General features: G+C 39.5%; 12 protein-coding genes. 2 read left to right on the top strand and 10 right to left on the bottom strand.

Annotation, left to right across the window (positions count from 1 at the left end; genetic code table 11):
* Positions 1-58: 58 nt before the first annotated feature.
* Positions 59-1,132, top strand: coding sequence for a TlpA disulfide reductase family protein (locus RDN93_RS12450; protein WP_308745830.1), 1,074 nt, complete (start codon positions 59-61; stop codon positions 1,130-1,132).
* Positions 1,133-1,145: 13 nt separating this feature from the next.
* A complete protein-coding gene (locus RDN93_RS12445; protein ID WP_308745829.1) occupies positions 1,146-2,684 on the top strand; it encodes a YifB family Mg chelatase-like AAA ATPase in 1,539 nt (512 codons plus the stop codon).
* A 479-nt stretch (positions 2,685-3,163) separates the two neighbouring features.
* Here RDN93_RS12445 and RDN93_RS12440 read toward each other — a convergent pair whose 3' ends face one another.
* From RDN93_RS12440 to RDN93_RS12395, 10 genes are all read right to left on the bottom strand, one after another.
* Positions 3,164-4,975, bottom strand: coding sequence for a sugar-binding domain-containing protein (locus RDN93_RS12440; protein ID WP_308745828.1), 1,812 nt, complete (start codon positions 4,973-4,975; stop codon positions 3,164-3,166).
* 92 nt (positions 4,976-5,067) lie between these two features.
* Positions 5,068-7,107, bottom strand: coding sequence for a hypothetical protein (locus RDN93_RS12435; protein WP_083589266.1), 2,040 nt, complete (start codon positions 7,105-7,107; stop codon positions 5,068-5,070).
* A 44-nt stretch (positions 7,108-7,151) separates the two neighbouring features.
* Positions 7,152-9,050, bottom strand: a complete 1,899-nt coding sequence (locus RDN93_RS12430; RefSeq protein ID WP_308745835.1) for a beta-L-arabinofuranosidase domain-containing protein — start codon at positions 9,048-9,050, stop codon at positions 7,152-7,154.
* A gap of 76 nt (positions 9,051-9,126) precedes the next feature.
* Positions 9,127-10,104 (bottom strand): family 43 glycosylhydrolase, encoded by a 978-nt coding sequence (locus tag RDN93_RS12425; protein WP_374047410.1) that lies wholly within the window; start codon positions 10,102-10,104, stop codon positions 9,127-9,129.
* A 4-nt stretch (positions 10,105-10,108) separates the two neighbouring features.
* Positions 10,109-11,419, bottom strand: a complete 1,311-nt coding sequence (locus RDN93_RS12420) for a glycoside hydrolase family 99-like domain-containing protein (protein ID WP_308745827.1) — start codon at positions 11,417-11,419, stop codon at positions 10,109-10,111.
* A gap of 35 nt (positions 11,420-11,454) precedes the next feature.
* Positions 11,455-12,009 carry a glycoside hydrolase family 99-like domain-containing protein gene (locus RDN93_RS12415; RefSeq protein WP_308745826.1) on the bottom strand — a complete coding sequence of 185 codons (555 nt, stop codon included), beginning with the start codon at positions 12,007-12,009 and terminating at the stop codon, positions 11,455-11,457.
* Positions 12,010-12,192: 183 nt separating this feature from the next.
* A complete protein-coding gene (locus tag RDN93_RS12410; protein WP_308745825.1) occupies positions 12,193-13,986 on the bottom strand; it encodes a RagB/SusD family nutrient uptake outer membrane protein in 1,794 nt (597 codons plus the stop codon).
* A 27-nt stretch (positions 13,987-14,013) separates the two neighbouring features.
* Positions 14,014-17,136 carry a TonB-dependent receptor gene (locus RDN93_RS12405; protein ID WP_308745824.1) on the bottom strand — a complete coding sequence of 1,041 codons (3,123 nt, stop codon included), beginning with the start codon at positions 17,134-17,136 and terminating at the stop codon, positions 14,014-14,016.
* A 528-nt stretch (positions 17,137-17,664) separates the two neighbouring features.
* Positions 17,665-19,068, bottom strand: coding sequence for a family 43 glycosylhydrolase (locus RDN93_RS12400; RefSeq protein ID WP_308745823.1), 1,404 nt, complete (start codon positions 19,066-19,068; stop codon positions 17,665-17,667).
* Positions 19,069-19,151: 83 nt separating this feature from the next.
* Positions 19,152-20,990, bottom strand: a complete 1,839-nt coding sequence (locus RDN93_RS12395; RefSeq protein ID WP_308745822.1) for an SUMF1/EgtB/PvdO family nonheme iron enzyme — start codon at positions 20,988-20,990, stop codon at positions 19,152-19,154.
* Between the last annotated feature and the right edge of the window lie 18 nt (positions 20,991-21,008).

Below are 21,008 nucleotides of genomic sequence, written 5' to 3'. Positions count from 1 at the left end.
GGCAATTCTTTTTTTTTATCCGTAAAAACCGTACTTTCGCAGAAAAGAAATCAAAACAATGAAAAAGAGCAGCATTTTAATCCTTATAGCCATCTGTTTATCCGGTTGCAGCAAGACTTCCCAAAAAGAAGTGAGCATAACCGGAGAAATCAAAGGATTGGGTACAGACACGATTTATCTATATGGAATGGACGAGATACGCGACCGTATAGATACTATTTTTGTGAAAGACGATAAATTCTCTTATTCAACCCCGATAGATACGATTACTTCTGCTTTTCTTCTCATCAAGAATCAGACTGAATATCCTATATTCCTTGACAAAGGCAACAAAATCAAAATAAAAGGAGATATCAGCAATCCCGGAGTCCTGACTATTGACGGGAACATATACAACCAAGAATTTACAGTTTTTCAGAAAGAATTGGAAGACTTGGATAACCCTTCCGAACAGGTCTTGGAACAAAAGGCGGAAGAATTTATACAGCAACATCATTCTTCCTTTGTCAGTCTCTATCTATTAGATAAATACTTTGTCCAAAAGGAGTCCCCCGATTTCAATAAGATAAAGAAACTGATTGAAGTCATGACAGGTATATTACAAGATAAACTTTATATTGAACGATTAAACGAAAGCATCTCACAGGCGGAAAAAACGGAGACAGGCAAATATGCACCGTTCTTCAGCCTACCTAATATAAAAGGAGTAAAGATAACCCGTTCATCCGAAGATTTCAAAAAGAAAAACCTGCTAATCAACTTCTGGGCTTCCTGGAGTGACAGTGCTTCCAACTATCGCAGTAACAGCGAGCTAAAAGAACTCTATAAAAAATATAAAAAGAACAAGTATGTAGCTATGCTCGGCATTTCATTCGACGTAGACAAGGAACAATGGAAAGATGCCATCAAGCGTGACACACTGGACTGGGAACAAGTATGTGATTTCGGCGGACTTAATTCAGAAATAGCCAAACAATATACCATCAAGCAAATACCTGCCAATATCCTTTTATCGGCCGACGGTAAGATTCTGGCTAAAAATCTCAGTGGAGAAGAATTAAAAAAGAAAATAGAAGAAGTAGTCTCTGCAGCAGAAGAAAAAGAAAAGCAGGACAACAAAAAGAAAAAATAACCAGTAAGCAAACGTGTTAATTAAAGTATTCGGAGCGGCTGTTCAAGGTATTGATGCAACACTCATCACAATCGAAGTTAACAGCTCTCGCGGCTGTATGTTCTATCTCGTCGGCCTTCCGGATTCCGCGGTCAAAGAAAGCCATCAACGTATCATTTCCGCACTGCAAGTCAATGGTTACAAGATGCCGACCAGTAACTTGGTGGTCAACATGGCACCAGCCGATATCCGGAAAGAAGGTTCAGCCTACGACTTGCCGCTTGCCATCGGCCTGCTGGGCGCCAGTGACACCATATCATCCGAGAAATTCCCCCGCTACCTGCTAATGGGAGAACTGAGCCTTGACGGAAGCATACAACCCATTAAGGGAGCGCTCCCTATTGCCATCAAAGCCCGTGAAGATGGATTTGAAGGATTAATTATCCCACAGCAGAATGCACGGGAAGCCGCTGTTGTCAATCAATTGAAAGTCTACGGAGTCAGTAATATCAAAGAAGTCATTGAATTTTTCAATAATGAGCGTGAATTAGAGCCGACTATTGTCAATACCCGGGAAGAGTTTTACACCCAACAAAGTAATTTTGAGTTTGATTTCGCTGATGTAAAAGGACAAGAGAATGTAAAAAGGGCATTGGAAGTGGCCGCAGCCGGCGGGCATAATATAATTATGGTAGGTGCTCCGGGCAGTGGAAAATCAATGATGGCCAAGCGGTTGCCATCTATCCTTCCGCCACTCTCTTTGGGAGAAAGCCTCGAAACGACCAAGATACACTCTGTAGCCGGAAAATTAAACCGGAACTCTTCATTAATAACCCAACGCCCGTTCCAGTCTCCCCATCATACAATCTCTCAATCAGCAATGGTGGGAGGGGGAAGTTTTCCTCAACCGGGAGAAATAAGTCTGGCTCATAACGGCATTCTATTTCTTGACGAACTCCCAGAATTCTCCAAAAACGTACTCGAAGTACTACGACAACCACTGGAGGACAGACGAATCACCATCTCACGTGTAAAAAGCAGTGTAGACTATCCTGCCAGCTTCACGTTAGTGGCCTCTATGAACCCTTGCCCCTGCGGCTACTACAATCATCCCACAAAAGCATGCGTATGCAGTCCGGGACAAGTACAGAAATACTTGAATAAGATTTCCGGCCCTTTACTCGACAGGATTGATATTCAGATTGAAATCATCCCAGTCCCTTTTGATAAGATTTCCGACCAACGGAGAGGAGAATCCAGTACAGCCATTCGTGAACGGGTCATTAAAGCCCGACAGATACAAGAAAAGCGCTACGCCGAATATCCCGGTATCTATTGCAATGCGCAGATGAACTGCAAATTACTGTCACTATTTGCCCGACCGGATGACAAAGGGCTCGCCTTATTAAAAAATGCAATGGATCGGCTCAATTTATCCGCCCGCGCCTATGACAGGATATTGAAAGTATCACGCACCATTGCCGATCTCGAAGGAAGTGAGCAAATTCTTTCCGGACATTTAGCGGAAGCGATCAGTTATAGAAATCTGGATAGGGAGAACTGGGCGGGATAACAAGCCGTCTTCCGCTCCATCTTGTAAAAGTAAGATACCACACTATTTGTGTACTATAATTACCTCAAACCCGAGAGATACCACACTAAGGGAAACGTTCTCGCAAAAATCGTTACAGTTTAGCACATAAATGTATGGTACATTTATAATAAATTCTTGAGCAGTTTATTAAAAACGGTATCCAAGTTTATTATAAACTCTCAAATTGTAAATCCGAATTTTATCGTCTATTTTTTACAACAAAAAAGGCTGCGAATTCCATAAAATCCGCAGCCTTAGCCTATATCAAATACTCTATCTTCTGGTATAACCCAAGAAGAAAGAGGCTAATTGTCACTATATTATACTACTTCTATATTCATTTTTATCTAATTTTTCATTTATTATCAGACAGAAATCCATTTCCTTGAACTACAAAGATACAACATTAAAATGCATTTGTCAAGTGCTTCATGATTTTCTGTTTAGAAAAAGGGAAACTACTTCAATACATTACATATTTCCGTATTTACCTTTTTCAATCGCTGTTCATCCATCTTAACCACCTTACGGTCATATGTCATCAACCCGTTAACTTCTACCTCAACGTCTGTAGTCTGTGTATAAACAGCGGCAGAGAATCCTCGTCCAATCATACCTTTCAACATGTCAGCATACTTCAAATATTCATCTGTAGCTTCTTTAGAAGTATTAAACTGAACGTACCCCCAATTGCGGTTCGGCTCCCAGATATGGTCTTTCAGTACCAATCCGATACCACCATACTCCCCAAGTACCGTTGCACGCTGCGCATCATATATATACATTTCCGGTCCCGGATAGTTATGTAAGTCAAGCATATCACCACACGTATAATGATTGCCACCACTGGCAGGGTTCACTAAACGCGACGAGTCATACTGCTTTGTCCATTCTGCAATCTCAGTGGTTTTGAATTGCCCCCATGCTTCATTAAAAGGAACCCATGTGCCGATGCAAGGATAAGAGTAAAGACAGTCAATAATTTCTTTCCATTCTTTGCGAAAGATAGCTTCTGATTCGACAGAGCGCTTTAATTCTGTTCCCTCAAAATATTTACGGTTCTGCCATTCCGGGTTCTTATCCCCACTTGGCATATCCTGCCACACTATTATGCCCAAACGGTCACAATGCGTATACCAGCGTGCAGGCTCTACCTTTATATGTTTACGGATCATGTTATACCCTAAATCCTTCGTCTTCTGAATATCATAAACCAAAGCCTCATCCGAGGGGGCAGTATATAAGCCATCGGGCCACCAACCTTGATCCAAAGGTCCAAACTGGAATACATCTTTATTATTCAATTGTAGACGTACAATGCCGTTTTCATCCCGCTTTGTGGAATATTTACGCATAGCAGCATAACTTTCAACCTTATCTACCAACTTATTCCCTGTATACAGACAAATTTCCATACCATATAAAGTTGGAGAATCCGGTGACCACAACTTCACATCAGCAGGCATCGTTATCTCAACTGCCACACCATTAATCGAACTGCCCTTAGCTACCAACTGCTTTCCTTCGAACACTTTCACTTCCACTTTATCCGAAGCGCCCTTCTCATTCGTTACTACTTCTACAGTCAATTTATTTGCATCAATGTCAGGTGTTGTTCTGATATTTACGATAGCCTTTGCAGGCACAGGTTCTAACCATACCGTCTGCCAAATGCCACTGACCGGCGTGTACCAAATACCTCCCGGTTTACTCACCTGCTTTCCCCTAGGTTGAGGTCCTTTATCTGTAGGGTCCCACACTTTTACCACCAATTCGTTCTCCCCATTTCGCAAAGCCGGAGTTATATCGAACGAAAAAGGAGTAAAACCACCTGTGTGCTGACCTATCTTTATTTGATTCACCCATATATCCGTTTTCCAGTCAACAGCCCCAAAATGTAATAATATCCGTTCTCCTTTCCATTTTGCAGGAACTGTAAACTTACGCTGATACCACAATTCATTCTTATCTCCTAATATTTTTCCAACACCGGACAAACTGGATTCAACGGCAAAAGGAACTAAAATCTGACCGTCATACTCCTGCGGAGCCGCTTGCCCCAGCGGAGAAATAGCATAATTCCATAATCCGTTCAGATTCATCCAATCCGGACGCTCCATAATAGGGCGCGGATACTCGGGTAATACGTTCCCGACGTTTATTTTAGATGCCCATTCTGTCTGAATCCGTTCTCCTGCCGGCTTCCACTGCGCAAACAGACACGAACAATTAAATAATACTACTAAAAAGAAAATCAAATGCTTTATCATGATATTTATATTAAAGTTTCGATGCAAAACTAGTAGAGTTTCCTAGTTCTGTAGGAAATCAGCAGGTCAATAAACAATAGATTCTGTTCTATTTAATCAAGCAAAAACCTTTCCGCACGTCCCGGAGTCAACAGTTCCCATAAAGAAGCAACAGTCCATCCCGGCGCAAAGATATCATTATAATACCCCTTCCCGTTCTTACCATAATCCCAATTAGTATGCTGAACCACCTCCGGATAGAAACCGGATTTTGCTACTCCACACAAATGTCCTTCGTATGGTAACAACTGACGCATAGATGTAGATATCACTTCCGCAAAATCAGCCATACGAGGTTCTGCATATTCTTTCGACAACCATTGAAGGACAGAAGCAAATTCAAAAACAAAAACATCAATATGGTTATTCTCTACAGAAACATTTCCCCAGCCACGGGTTTTAAGACCTACATCACCCAACATCTGTCCCGGGGCGAAAGGAACGTCCCATAAATAATACCAGGACAGAGCAAAATAAGCAGCTTTTTTTGCCAAATCAGCATAATGCTTATGTTCCTTTCCTTTCGTTATTAACGAAAGATAGTAAGTAGCAGTAGCAGCATAAAGCGAAGCTTCTTTATCTTCACAGTTCGCATCCAACGTAGATGAAAAATAATCGGCATTTGAAATCAACTCTTTCTCCAAATAATCAGCTGTCCGTTTTGCACTAGCCAAGTAACGCTTATCTTTAAAATATTTGTACCCCATTACCAATGGCAACGTAGCAGAAGGCGTACTTCCCCCACTGGAATCGACGACCGTGAAATCATCACGAAACTTACGGGGAAAACTACCGTCTGCACTTTGCAACCGTAAAAACATATCCAGCATCCCCTTTATTTTCTGTTCCCACTCTGGATGGCGACGACCATTCTCCTTCTCATAGGCCAAGAAATGGAATATGGCATATATCCCCTCCGACTGCCGCCGAATGCTATGAACTGGCTCCTCGTATCCCTTATCAAAATTGACAGATTCCTTGAAGAACCCGACTGGTGTAAAACCATTCTTCAAATAACTATTAAATATTTTAGTGCTATTCGCCTTCAGTTCTTCTCGGTTCGATTGCCAGCCATACTCCCATGCATTAAACGCGTTAAGAAGTACCCGACCGACAAAACCGACCTCAGCCTGCCCGTTTTTCTCACAGTCGCCCGTCTTGAGATGTATGCCGGAATTATAAACCAGCGGCTGATTCTCGACCAAACTATTTACAAAAAAACAGCTAAGTTTCTGTTTCATATCCGCTATCGAATATGAACTTTCCACTGGTTTAGGAGCATAAGTATCATAACAATACTCCCATGTATACTGAACGAAATCTGAGAAATTATCCGCACTACTCTCCATTATTTCCCATGTCAATAATACCGACTCGCCCTTCTTTATCAGTTGGAAGGCTTCCACCTTGGGTGCCAATGTCAATTTACGGATATAACTTTTAGGGGCTTCCCGATAAGGAAAACCAAAAGAAATCATAGATATGCCTTGACAATTTTCAAATCCGGTAAAGCCCAAAGAGGTCTTCCCTGAAAGAATTATCTCACCTTCTTTATGTGTAGTCAGAGCATCCATAGAAAAGTCATCCAAACGGTTTACTATCATAAACCGCTTTTCTTTCTCGTAAAAGATCCCTGTAAGCGGTGCACTCAATCTATCTTCGCGAACCAGCCAACTATCTGATGTATGAAACGAGGGAGCTTCCTTAGGAGAACGCAGATTGCGACGATACCAAAATCCGGGCATATAAAACTGACAGTTATCATGACGATAACCTGTATTCATCCATTGGTGATAGTTGAAGTAGACGTCCTCTGCGGCAGTAAGTTGCACCGTCAACCGCGTACGTCCTTGCCGCTCTTCCACCTTATGAAAGACCGTCATCGGAAGTTTGCCTTCCGAACGCCATTCATAATCAAAATAACTATTCTCCAACTTGTCCGGATACAGTTTGTAATCCACAGCATCATTACCCGGAACCTTTAAAGATAGCTCTACCTTCACATTTTCAGGAACATACCTTACCGCTCCCATGCAGACAGTACCAAATAAGACTGCTGCACAACCTACAAATGTCCTTAATATCATTCTCATACCTATTATATATGTTCTATTATACTTCCATTCCCATTCAAAACCTAATGAACTATCGGCCAGTATACCGCATAACGTTCAAAATGAACTTTATAAAAAGGTTCCAGCACTATATTCTCAAAACCTTTCATGTTTATGCCGAACTTCAATGTATTTCCTTCAAGAACAGCCTTTACATGAGCCGGAATCTGCCCGGCAGATTCTCTGAAAGCCGGAATCTTTGCCATGTCTATCTCGTTCATTGCCGTATTATTCATCTTTCCCCAAAAAGTAGCGGGCATATTTTCCGTTCCCATACGTCCAGCAAGCACGTAAGGCCCATATAGCAACGCGACATAACGGTCGGTGCCTATTAAATTTTCTGTGTATATATGCATCGGAAGCCGCAATGTTATCACATTCTTCCGTTCCCATACTCTGTCTATTATCCAATATCCATCACTGCCAAGCAGGGGCTCTTCTTCCTTTCCATTAATCATGAAAGTGGCTTTATCAGTCCAATCCGGTTTGCGAACGCGCAAAACCAGTTTCTGCTTTTTCTTTAAATTTAATGCAAAGTCAACCTGTTCGGACTCCGGAATCCGGTTTCGCTGAATAAGTTCAACTCCACCTTCGTGCCAGGAAAGAACTGAAGGGATGAACAGATTCACTCTAATTTCTTTCTCTTCATGAACATCCGTCACTCTATGACTGTAAATAAACTTACCCAATTTTGCCGGACTTTCCAGTCCGGTATGTCCACAACACCAGAAGGAACTGTCGCGTGAAGCATAGATACGATAATGCCCCGGCCGCATGGAAGTAAAATAACAGCACATGCCTTTCACCGGATCATATGCCGACAAAATATGATTGAACAAGGTTCTTTCATAGTATGCCGCTTTAGTCGCATCCGGTTGCTGACTGAACAGAGATTCAGTCAGACGCAACATATTTACAGAATTGCACGTTTCCGGCCCGCTAATATGGAGCATTCTCTCTATAAACTCTTTCTTGGAGAAGAAATGCTCTCCGGTACTGTTTCCACCTATCACCCAGGTATGATTCTGCTTCACGATATCCCAAAAATTAGTAGCTGCGGCAAGAAAGCGCTGATCGCCGGTAAACATATAGTACTTATGAAAACCTGTAAATTTCGGAATCTGCGTATTGGCGTGCCAACCAAATAAAATATCTTTTCCCTCGGACAAAGGAACCCACATAGCCCGATCATTCAAACGAAGAGCCCAATCAAGAAAGCGCTTCTGCCCTGTCAACTCATAAGCCTCGACATAAGATCCATTAATCGAGCCATGCTCACAAACTAATAATTGTTGAATCTGTTCATCCGTCAATTTGTCTAATACTTGATAGCCAAACCAATCGGCCAGCCGAATCAATATCGGTAGCGCTTCTTTCAAGTCACATTGGGTATATGCGGCAGCAAGTCCAAGCAACATCTTATTAATCAGATAAACAGGAGCCCAAACACCATTGACCGTAGGATTACTGGTCTTTATCTTCCCCGATGCTACTTCCCGGAATAGTTTTCTACCATCTTTTACCCCTAACAAAAAACCGTCTTTGCCGGTTTCCTGACAGAGTTCTAATTCTTTCAACACATATTTCAATCGTCTTAGCAGTTCTTTATCACCTGTCGACTGATACATCATCGATACTGAAGAAAGATAAAATCCGAGAAATCCTCCCCGTAGAGGACCTGCTCCCCATACATCCTGCGATTCCCAGCCGGCATAAGCCTCAGCTTTTGACGGCAACCCCGCTTCTATCCGATAGAAATGAAGCAAAGAATCTGGATTTAGCCAAAGGAGATATTCTTTTCCTTTCTGTTGAAGAGTCTGGAAAGGGCTATCCAACAGACGAACTTCCTTCATTGGGAAATAAGCTTCCTTCTGTACAATCGCCGTCGGTTGATTCTGGGAGAACGCCAATGTCCCTCCCATCACCCAGCCCGACAATACCATAAACAATCTTTTTACCATTCTGTTATGATTAACCCTATCCATTTCAAACCCTTCTTTATAATTTTGGTCTCTTAGATTCGATAGAAGTAGAATTTCCTCTCACTACAGGCCATCCACTTTTCCAATCAACTCTATCTAACAATAATACCCTTCCATGAGGATTGGCAACGCTTACCCCATGATACAAAATCCAGTCATTACCAGCTTTATCCGTCATCAGTTCCGCATTGTGTCCTACACCAACAAAACTCTTATTCTTATGAATCAGGATTTCGTGGTTATTTTCCAGCATAGGCTTCCCTTGCTTGTCTTGATAAGGCCCCCATAAGGATTTAGAACGTCCTACCACTGTCTGATAAGTACTCTTCAGTCCCTCACAACAAGTTCCGGTAGAAGCAAACATATAGTAATAACCCTTCCTTTTATGAATATAAGTTCCTTCATAAGCGGTTCCGGCTATTTGCTTCTTCTCCGCACCCGGTTTTACCGCTAATCCGTCCTCCGTCAGTTCCACCCCATAGATTCCACGGAAACTTCCCCAAAACATATATTTCTTCCCTCTATCCTCTATATAGAAAGGGTCGATCGAATTCTTGACTCCGATTTCATTGCTCCTGAACATCATTCCGTGATCCTTAAAAGGACCTTTCGGACTGTCGGCCGTGGCTACACCGATCCCGCAAGTCCATTCACCGCCCCAGCGGGACATTGAATAGTAAAGCACATATTTATCGCCAATCTTATTGATATCGGGTGCCCACAAATTTCCTTTCGGTTCAAAGGTAGGGCGTGTCTCAGGCGTAAAAGCTGTGCCGACAGACTCCCAACTGACCAAATCCTTAGAGCGGTGAATCGGCAAGTTATGGATATCTTCCGTTGCATACAGATAGAAATAGCCATCATCTCCCTTAATCACACTGGGATCGGGCAGACTGTAATTCACCACCGGGTTCTTGTAAGTCTTAGCAGGACCTCCTGCCATAAGCGAAAGGCTTATGACAAGAAGCGTTTCTATTAAAACCAGTTTCTTCATATACTTATTTTCCATGTTTCTGATGGTTGCTTTCTTTTCCCAAAGCTTCTCCGAGTGCATCCAACATTCCATAACCAAAACGGTTGTCCGGCAACAAATAGTGCCCTTCCGACCATTCATTGAAACAAGCAATAGTCAGAATACGGGGTACTTCCGGATGCTTGTTCAAATACACGAAAGAAGACTGAACAAATGCCTTAAAGGAGGCAGGATTCTCATTCTTAAAGATAGTACATGCAGGCCATTGGCTGCGATTCGGCTTTTCCGGACGACTGGCAGGAGCAATATATCTCGGTGTAGAGTCCCAGCCCGGAGCCACTGCCGGAATATAAGGGATGTCAAATTGACCATGATGCTCATCCCAAAGTTTGAACGCTACATCAGCCGCAACAGTTCCGTAGTCAGGCAATTCGATTTCTTTCGGTTGAAAACGACCGGCAATCCAGTCCATCGGGTTATAAGAACCAACTGTGCTATAGCCTTCTTCTTTCATATTTCCACAACTGAAACCTGTTACATGGAAATGCAGTCCTTTATGTCCCAATTTCTTAGCATAATCTGTCAGCTCAGCAAATAATTGTTTCACTCCGGCAACTCCTAATTTAGATTCCAAACGACGGGCATCCCAAATACAGATAACAGGCTTACCATCGATTCGCCAATAATTCTCCAAATGACAATAGCGGGAAATCATATAAGAAAGACTTTTCCAACACTCTTCTTTAGAGAAGTCAGGAGCATCATAACTAGGAGGATAAGCATTACTTCCATCTGTTTTCTTTGTCGGATATAGTACATACCAAGGATGATTAGTCCACATACAGGCAAACTTCACATCTTTTGTATTGTTAGCTTCCAGAAAACCATTCTCCAACGCTTCATGCAAACAAGGTTTACCATCATACCAATACCAGTCCCAAATCAGGACATCAATACCACTTTGCTTGCAAAGCTTATTATAAGTCTCCCAGGTAGACGGTTTACTTTCATCCAATTCTCCCAATAAAGGAGTACGTGGCTGTTGATGTCCCTCAAACCATGGGCGTGCACTTCTAATCAGATTATATTCCGTCCATCCCTGCGAATATATTTTATTATGTAAAGCTGAAGCATGGTAATTTGGGAAAGCATAAGCAGCTACAGTCAATCCTTCAGGCTTCTTCAATAAAGCTGGGTCGCCCGCAAGTGTTTCCAAATCATCCGGTAGACGATTCACTTTTTCTTTTCCTTTTTTCTGAGCGTAAGCAGGAAGTAATCCTACAATTAGTAGCAAAACAATCAGTTTTCCTACACGATTCACTAATTTCTTATTCATACATTCTTTATTATTATATATTTTAATCTCATACATTATTCACCCATCACCTCTTTCACTACATCCAAATAAGCCGTTCCATGTACCATGTCAGGTTCTAAATAACTACCTTCTGGCCACTCATTCCAACAATTGATATTCAAAATATCGGGAGAGTCCGGTTCATTCAGTAAAACCTCTTTAGTCATCTGCAATGCTTTTTTGAAATTCTCCGGAGTATTATTACCATTATAATTATACCAATCAAAAATAAATACATCAATGCCATGTTCTACAGCCATTTGTATTTTTTTCTTCATTACTTTCGGCTCCTTTTCATCAGTATATCCCCATTCCGGAACATTCGGCTGATGATGTCCCTCAAACCGAGGTTTAGCTCGCTTCACCAACTCCCATTCTGACCAGTTCTCCCAATGCTGATTACTAATACGAGGATCGTTCTTACTTCTTGTATGATAATTAGGGAAATAATAACATGCAACCAGTATATCTTTCAAATCATTAGCTTTTCCTACAGTTGCTTCCTTTTGAGCAAAAAGGAACATAACATTTAACAATACTGCAAAAACGAAGAATAATAGTTTCATCATATTACCTACATTAAGATTACTGATGCAAAAATAAGCCCTTCTTATCACATAAGATAAGATAAATATCCCAATAAATAAAAAAAACGTCCCAAGGATTTCCTCTTTTACAACAATATTCGACCTTCAAATCTCTTCGGAGCAAATATCTATGCTCCGAAGAGATAATTATCTATAATATTATTTCTATTCTACCGGCACATTATCTTCTGCACCAAAATAACCAATATTTTGGTTAATACGTCCTTGACTATTCGAGGTTATGGCTGTCAAAGGAACTGGCCAAAGCACATGATAAGGTTTCATGACAAACGCATTAGTTGAATAAAAATATTCCTCTGCAAAGAAATTATTTTTTTCCATTATACGATCATAATACCAGTTTTTCTCTGAAAAATTATTTAAAGAATATCCATCCTTACCTAATTGAGCTTTTAAGAAAGCGATACGAGTCAACTCCACTTTCCGATGTTCCTCTATATATAATTCTCTTGCCCTTTCATCTAATATATCATCCAAAGTAACAGAAGGTAATTCTGGCGCTTTTGCACGACGACGTATTTCGTTTACGTCTTCTTTTGCTCCAGTAGCATTTCCCAACCAATAATATGCTTCTGCTCTCATCAAATAAGTTTCCGCAAGACGGAATACATAATGATCTGTAAATCCACCGGTAGGAGTTTTTCCTTTATTTATATCATCTTTATAAATCAGAGTTTTCACTGTTGGAAATGAAAAATAACAGCGCATAGTGTCAGTTACAAAAGACCGCTGTACAGGTGTACCAAAATATGTTGCACTACCTCCTTTAGATGCCGGACGATTGTATGTAAGGCGTGATATATCAAACCAGTTATTCTCATTATGTCTTAAATCATTTTCACACTTGCCCCAAATGGCATATTGTGAATAGTTTGTAGGCCGAATCTTAGCTATACCACGCCCTAACTTCTCTACCCATTCATACCCGTCATAAGGTGCAGCGTCATATGTAGTACCTTGTTTTCCATCGGGAGTTTTCACAGCTGCACCATTACACCAATAGGGTACAAAGTTACGCATACGATTCGATCCTTTAGGAGCAACATTTCCTTCCACTCCATACCGTTCCTGAACTACAAAAATACCTTCTTTATTTTCTGAAGCACTAATATTATCTTCTTGAAACAAATCATTAAACACATCCAGGTTTGGATCTGCTGCATTTACTCCAAAACGCTCCTTCATCAAATGCAAACCATAGTCATTAATACATCTGGTCGTAGCATCTACCGCAAGTTGAAAATCACCTGTACAAAGATATATCTTCGCTAACAAGTGTTCTCCTGCAGCTCTACTTACACAACCCGGTTTTACATTTTTGGGAAGCCATTGCACGGCAAATTCCATGTCCGTCTTCAATTGTTGCAGAATTTTCATTCTGGAAGTAGAGTAAAAGTCCAACTTAGGCTCAGTTATTTCCTCCAAAATCAAAGGTACATCTCCCCACTGATTAACCAGTAAGTAATACCAATACGCCCGATGGAAATATCCTTCAGCCAACAATTCATTTTTATCTGTTTCATTAGTGATAGTTGATTTCGGTACACGGCTAATTACAGTATTTGCATATTTGATTCCATTCCAAGCTAAATCCCAATAGCGAAGATGTAACGCCATTGATGTATTAGGTGTTAATTGAGTTTCCAAGTTATGTATCTCTTTTACTTCAGGAGCTCCCATTACCGAAATATCAGACCATGCATATTCATATACTAAAGGAGTTTCACAATAACCAGCATTAAAAGCGTCACCAAACCATTCCCACTTAATTTGTTTACGTGAAGTAACAAGAAGAGCCTCAAGTCCTTCTTTATCCAAAAAAGTGTTTTCCGGAGCATAAAATGATAATGGTTCCGGGTCAAGATCAACACATGACGATAAATACACAACCAACAAAGAGGCTGTCAAACATTTAATTATATTTTTCATTGTTTTCATCTGAATATCTTTCTTCTGTTTTACAAATTACAAAGTCACATTCACTCCCAATGTCCAAATACGAGGACAAGTACCCATATTTTCAGGATCATAATAGTTCCACTTGGTCAAAACAAACGCATTATCTACATTTAAACTGACTTTGAGATTCTCAATTGAAAATTTCTTCAAAAGAGTTTTTGGGAAAGTATAAGCTAAAGAAACATTTTGCAATCTAACAAAATCTCTTTTCTTAAAGATTAAAACACTTGGATTACCGCAATTTGCTCCTAACCGAGCATATTCATTACTTGGATTCCAAGGAGTCCAGTATTCCGTCATAATAGAGTTTGAACGGTCGAAGAAACGGTTATCTTCATTCCTACGCAAATTATCTTCCCCCAAATAATTGAATTCTCCACGAAGTACAAATGAGAAGTCCAGACAATTGAACAAGTTCAAATCACTACGCAATGACATACGGTAGCGCGGTGTTCTTGATCCCAACCAAACTTTATCCTTTTCTGTAATCTTACCGTCATTATCTAAATCCTGCAATTTAGGATCCCCCGGTTGTTTTCCATACTTTTTAGCTTCGTCCTCTTCCCCCAATTGCCAGACTCCTAGCCATTTATAGTAGTAAATATCTTTAATTCCATGCCCAATATACCAACCATTTTGTACATCGTCATCCTCACGCTGACCTATTACATTACCAGCCTCATCTTTTACATCCACCATTTTACCATACAAATGCTTGATTGTATTTTTATTTGTAGAATAAATAAATGTAGTAGTCCAATATACTTTCTTCGGAATATTGACATTCACACTTGTCAAAGTCAATTCCAATCCTTTATTATCTACCTGTCCCAAGTTAGCAATAACCTTATCATATCCTGTAATAGTTGGCAATGAACGATTTACAATCAAATCTGATGTCTTATTATAATACATATCCAAAATACCACTCAAACGGCCGTTGAATAAACCAAAATCTAATCCAAGATTAGTTGCACGAGTTCTTTCCCACTTTAATTTATTATTAGACAGATTATTAGTCCATACTCCTTTCACATTATCTCCATCAATTATTGCATCTGTCACATTTAATTTAGAAAGAGCAGCGTAACGTCCAATATCTCTATTACCATTCTCACCCCAAGAAAAACGTAATTTCAAATTATCAATAATCTTCAATTTCTTAATAAAAGATTCCTCTGACATACGCCATCCCAATGCAAATGCCGGATATGTACCATACGGATTCTCTACTCCAAAAGCGGAAAATCCATCCCTACGTACCGAGGCCGTCAGTAAATAACGATCCATCAATGAATAATTCAAACGACCTAATAAAGCATTACCAGTCTGTACTTCGTCATTAGTTTTTATAACAGGATTAATACCCGCATGTAAATTATGGAAGCCTAAAACACCGCTAGGAACAAAACCGGAGTTAGCTGCATTGGTATTCCAGAATTGATATTTCTCAGCACTATATACAAATGTAGCATCAATATTATGAATACCCGCAATGGTATAATTCCATTTTAACATATTGTCAACCACCCACTCATAGTCGGAATATTCATCACGGCTAGCTTCTCCTCCTTCAGAAATACTAGGTCTTTCATCCGATTTATAATAATATTGCTTTCTCCAGCCATAGCGAACATTAAGATTAGTTTGGTAACTAATTCCGTAAGGAAGCGTTAGTTTACCATAAATTGTTGAATTCAATGTTTGCGTTTTATAGAACTTTTTGTCAACAGAATTTGTCAATAAAGGATTTATAATTCTAGCATCATCTGTCGGATATTTCTTCAAACTACCATCTTCTTCATACATGCTAGCATAAGGACTCATCACATCAGCATTGCCAGTATCAGCTACTATATCCTTATTTCCACGATCTGCAAACTGAGCAGCCAAACCGACTTTCAACCATTTTGTTATATCTGTGTCCAGATTCACCCGGGCTCTTACTGTCTGAAAGCTGTCGCCTACCTTATAACCTTCATTATTAGTATATCCCAATGAAGCATAATAATTAGTTCTTGATGATTTTCCAGAAATTGACATATTGTAGTCTTGTCTCAAACCTGAACGATAGACTTGATCCCGCCAATCTACTGTTTTACCTTGTTTATAGTTTTGAATCTCTACATTAGACAACTGAAGACGAGTTAACCAGGTTTCCACATAATCTCCTGAAAAAGAAGGATCATATGCTGCCCATTCATCCATTGTTACTCCTTCCGGAAGACTATAAGGATCATCATAATAACCAGTTCCTTTCTGATCTGCACTTGGCTTAAAATAATCCAATGTTTTCCAATAATCAGCACGTCTTTGTATATATTGCTTAGGCGTAGGAAGGTCTGGAATATCCAATAAAGTAGTCACTCCAATTCTAGCACTTAGATTGATAACAGGTTTTTCCGTTTTACCCCTTTTCGTATTAATCATAATCACACCTGCAGAACCTTTAGAACCATAAACAGCTGTAGAACTAGCATCTTTCAGTACATCCATGCTTTCAATATCATTCGGATTGATATCACTAATATTACCATAATAAATGTTACCGTCTAAGACTATCAAAGGAGAGGTAGATGCAGTTAAAGAAGCCGGGCCACGTACCTCAATTGTTCCTCCACCAGAAGCATTATTATCTACACTAATATTTACTCCCGCAATATTACCTTTCAGAAAATCGACCGCGTTAGTGGCTACTTTCGTCTCCATCACTTCCTTTCCAATGTGTGAAACAGATCCTGTCACATCTTTCTTTTTCATTGTACCATAACCCACTACCACAACTTCGTCAAGTAATTCCGTATCTTCCGTTAACATTACATCAAGCTTTGTCATGTTCGCATCAATCGATTTCTCCATTGTTTTATATCCAATGAAAGAAAATACTAAAGTAACTTTTTTACGAGGTACCTTCAAAGAATATCCCCCATCCATATCAGAAATTGTTCCTAAGGTAGCATCTCCTTTAACTACTACATTTACCCCAATCAGTGGTTCTCCCAATGCATCCTTTATCGTTCCAGAAACAGCTCTTACTGTCTGAGCCTGAACATACATCGTAGAAATCAAGAATAATAAAAGTAACCTGATCCTACCATCCATAATTTTTTTTAGAAATTCTTTTTCCATAATATTAAAATTAATCCATTGTTTAAAAGTAGTCTTCTATCCATTTTCAATAATGGCAAAATTAGGCAATCCATATTTTCAATGATAGAATAAATGTCTCATAAAAGAATAAAAACGTCTCAATTTACCTTTATAAAGAAGAAAAATAGCATTATTTATTCATTAATAAGTTTAGTTCCTGTTACCCTCTAAATCAAACTATATCTAGTTCAGATATATTATGTACGAATTACAAATCCTGTTCTTTTTTAGACAACTAACTTGCACACGAAGCATCACTAGTAGACACCTGAACATAATGATAAAAAAGACACCCTCTATCTGACAATTTATCTAAGTTCGGGAGTTGCGCCACAGAACCATAATGCCCTAGTACCTGTCTCAAATCATCTATACAAATAAATAATACATTAGGATTCTTATGTGGAATATCTACTGAAACAGATTTACTTAAAAAGCTAAAAGTACTAAACTACTTAACATGAAAGTTATTCTTCTTTTCATCATATGTCAATATCATTTTTATCATTATTCCCCCGAAGGTACGACTACTGGCTCTCCCCAGCCTACAGGAGTTCCAAAATTTGGAGTTCCATCCGCATTCCATGTAAATCTTTGAATAAAAGTAGAACGTCCTGTTTCATAACTACCATGATTCCGATTCTTCACATGGTAAACAATCCAGTCCTCTGTTCCATCCAATGACTTTGTAAAACAACAATGTCCTACTCCATTCACTCCATCTTCATCAACCGTATCATCACAACGATAAAATACTGCATTAGGAGATTTTTTCCAATTTGACGGTACCATCGGGTCATCGCCTATATTCAACATAAGATATGCTAAACGGTAATATTTCGTCCATGATCCATTACATGAGTATACTACAAACAACTTATCATCGCGTTGTAAAAAAGCCGGGCCTTCATTCACTTTTGCCGCAGGCTCTATAAGCTCCCAAGACTGGTCCGGCTTAGATATTTCTACCCGATTAGAGGAAATTGTCCAAGGATTACTCATCTCCGCAATATAGATGCGTTGATCTCCACCCGACTCCTTATTGATTGTACCTGACCATACAGCGTATAACTTTGCACCAATTTTCACAACTCCCATATCAATTGCATAACATGTGTTATCAGTAGTAGCTACTATACTTGGTGAATATTCATCGCCTGTATAAATCATACCCATATCTTCATATTCTCCCATTGGATCTGTCGTTTTTGAACGAAGTACTCCGGTACGTTGCATTTTATAGCTTCCACTTTCTGACGATGGACGCCCTGCCGCATAATACACATACCATCTCCCATCTATAAAATGAAGTTCTGGAGCCCATACATGCGAAGTGTTCCATGGTTTCATTATGCCATTATCTTTAGGGGCTGTCCAAATAGCTTTTGTCGAATTAATAACAGTCAACTTCTCCGATTTAGACACATTTATTCCATTACCATGTGCTTTACATGTATAATATGCACCTTGGTACTGTACAATCCATGGATCTGGTATACCAGCTATCGGATTATTAAAAGTTTTATCACTTTGAACTATCTCCACTATTGCCTCATATACTACATCATTCATTCCTTTAGCTGAAAACGTAATCTTAGCCTTGCGGGAAGATGTTACATCAGTATTAGCAGTATAGTTTACCTCAAGTACTTCTTTCCCTCCTTCTGTCTTAGATAACAGAATCCATTCATCCTCAGTAGATGCATTCCAAATAAGATTTGTCGCAATGTTCAGTTTGAATGTTCCGGAAAAGTTCCCAACTTGCACTGTTGCTGGTAATACAGACAAATAATCTTTGCCAGTTAATGTCTGAAGGTTTTCTTTCAAATTCTGTGAACTGTCCGTTTCGTCACAAGAAAGCATCAAAAATAAGAAAAAAAATAAGTATGGAATATATAAGAATCGGTTCATAGTCTTAATTATTAAAAAGGTTACAAATAAGAAGGCAGCACTATATATGTCTATTAGTGCTCCTTCTTAATCAATTCAATCATTTATAAATCTACAGGAAGTTTTTCCATTACAAAACGGAAACCATTATGATTACCGGCATCTCCTTTGTGTTGATTACAACCACGTGTATAAACCTTTAGATAAGCCGGATGTCTAAAACTACCTCCACGCACAATCATTTTACCATCTGCAGTCAGTTTTCCTGCATTTACAGGATCTACTGCTATTTCACCTGCATGTACCCCATAAAAATTCCAATCAAAAAAATCTCTACAATATTCCATTGCATTACCTGTCATATCATAGAGACCAAGTTCATTCGGCTTCTTAGTTCCCACCGGGGCAGTACTATTGTTAGTGGAAACAGAGACTTCACTAAAATTATTACTTCCGCTATACACATATCCTTGGCTCTTATTACCACCGCGAGCAGCATATTCCCACTCTGCTTCACTCGGTAAACGTACCTTTACGCCCAATTCTGCAGACAGCCATTCACAATATTGTTCGACAGCAGGCCAAGTTACATTAACAACAGGATATCTGTTCTTCCCTGCACGAGGTTTATATACCAAATTCGGTGCTGTTCCCGAATACTCAAAACTCCAAGCATTAGTACTACTATTGTGTAATGCTTTAACAGGTTGTGTCCGACTATTTCTACTCTGATATACATTAAGAAATACACACATCTGTTCTACCGTTAGCTCATATCTACACATATAGAAATTCTTTGATATTTGCACTTTATGTACTGGTTCTTTACCCATTGTTTTATTATCAATCGGCGAAGCTTCTGTATCAGTGTTCGGGTTGCCCATATCAAAAATACCATTTTCAACCAAAACCATATCCTCCAAAGTCATACCTGGAACAATATCCCCAGTACGAGTCGTAAACTCCACAGGAAGACCATAAAAAACCCCATCAGAATTTTTCGCATAGGCGCGCACGTAATAAGTATGACCTTTTTCTAGTCCACCAACGATAGAATAGTAAGAACCAACACCTTTATCTATCTTTTCAAAAGAATCATTCTCAATAGTTGGTGTCGGAGTAGCCCCCCAACAAACACCACGCTCTATTGTTGCAGAACCTGCATCCATCAAAACTTCACCATATAAATAAGCACTTTGATAACCTGGAAATACATCTCCGGTTTTAACAAAATTCATTGTTGTAAACCATACAGTCTCACCATACACAAGACTTTCTTCTGTTTTGAAATAAGGTCGAACTAAATAATGAGTATTCTGAGAAAGATTCTCCAGAAGTGCGTCAAAAGCATACCCACCTGCATCAGCAACAACAGTTTTTCCATCAATTGTCGGTTCGTTATTAACAGGAGGTATCGGCTCGGTATCCGTTTCGATATAACACACTCCATATTCCAATACCTCAGAACCACCATTATCCGCAATTTGCATTAATGCGGTTGCTGTAGTAGGAGTTATTTTGGTAATGTCATCAATCACACACCATCCATCACCAGGAATATCTTTTGTTGTAAATTGCAATTCGTTTCCATAGTAAATAGAGTTGCCATCACTCACATAAGCCCTCACATAATATTCAGTTGTTGGCTCCAATCCTACCAATTGTAATATATACCCATTTTCATCTGTAACCTTCGATGTTTCCACTTTATTATCTTCTAGAGTAGGAGAAGAAGACTCACTCCAACAAAAACCTCTCACCATACCTTCAGACAGAGTACCCTTCACTATATATCCACTCACAAAGGCCGTAGTTTGTCCGATCTGAGCAAATCCCTGTGTGGTCACTTGTATTGATGATTCTACAATTTCATCCTCCTTGCATGAAGTAACAAACAAAGCTATCAGCGTGACCATCAAAAATAAAAATATTCTATTTTTCATATCATTTCATCCTTTAAA

Origin of the sequence: uncultured Bacteroides sp. (assembly GCF_902491285.1) — a bacterium.
Classification (GTDB): domain Bacteria; phylum Bacteroidota; class Bacteroidia; order Bacteroidales; family Bacteroidaceae; genus Bacteroides.
Note: the sequence above shows the minus strand (reverse complement) of the source record. Positions and strands in the feature narration are given on the sequence as shown.